Source organism: Mesorhizobium sp. M7A.F.Ca.AU.001.01.1.1 (assembly GCF_004022735.1).
Classification (GTDB): Bacteria; Pseudomonadota; Alphaproteobacteria; order Rhizobiales; family Rhizobiaceae; genus Mesorhizobium; species Mesorhizobium ciceri.
In genome coordinates, this window is the sequence record NZ_RZPF01001235.1 from 1 (window position 1) to 865 (window position 865).

General features: G+C 66.6%; 1 protein-coding gene. It reads left to right on the plus strand.

Translation table 11 applies throughout. The features are described 5' to 3' along the window. Positions 1–795 (plus strand): alpha/beta hydrolase (locus EN884_RS37330; protein WP_164895480.1); only part of this gene is annotated, 795 nt, incomplete at its 5' end. Between the last annotated feature and the right edge of the window lie 70 nt (positions 796–865).

Here is an 865-nt window from a genome sequence, read left to right on the forward strand (position 1 = left end):
AACCAGGACGGCTGGGCCGGCCGCAAGCAGTTCGTCACTGTCGGCAATCTCGACATCGCCTATGTCGAGATAACAGGCGCCGAGCCGGCACTGCTGTCGGTGCACGGCTTCACCGACACCAGCCGCAGCTTTTCGCTTCTGGCGCCCTATCTGGCCGGCCGCCGTCTGATCATGCCGGATCTGCGCGGCCACGGCGCCTCGCAGGCCGGCAAAGGCTGCGGCATAGCCGATTTCGCCGACGATATTGCCGGGCTGATCCTACGCTTGCGGCTCGACCGGCCGCTCGTCGTCGGCCATTCGCTGGGCGCCATGGTGGCCATCGCATTGGCAGGGCGACACAGGGAGCTGATTGGCGGGCTGGTGGTGCTGGCCGGCACGCTAAAGCCCGATTTCGCGCCGGATCATCCGCTGGTCGCGGGCGTCGAGGCGCTGCGCGACCCGATATCGCCGGCCGATCCGTTCTACGCCTGGTGGCATGCCTGCAGTCCCGACGTGCCTCCAGCCTTTCTCGCCGGCTTGGCGAGAGACGCGTCGGCATTGCCGGCGCCGCGCTGGCGCGCGATTCTCGAGGAAATCCGCAGCGCCGATCTGAGCGATGCGGCGCGGGCCGTGCAGGCCCGGACGCTGATCATCGCCGGCGCCTGCGACCCGCTGTTCGGCGAGGCGCACCAGCAGGCGTTGCAATCCGCTCTTGCCGGAGCCGTCTTCGTCCGGGCCGAGCGCTGTGGCCACAACCCGCATTGGGAAGACCCGGCCCTTGTCGCCAAGACCATCGTCGAGGCATTTGAAGTCTGATGCATGTCGCCCAAAAGTGGCCCCGGTTTTGGGAGAACGAAATGCACAAAAAAGGATCTATTCCTAAGCG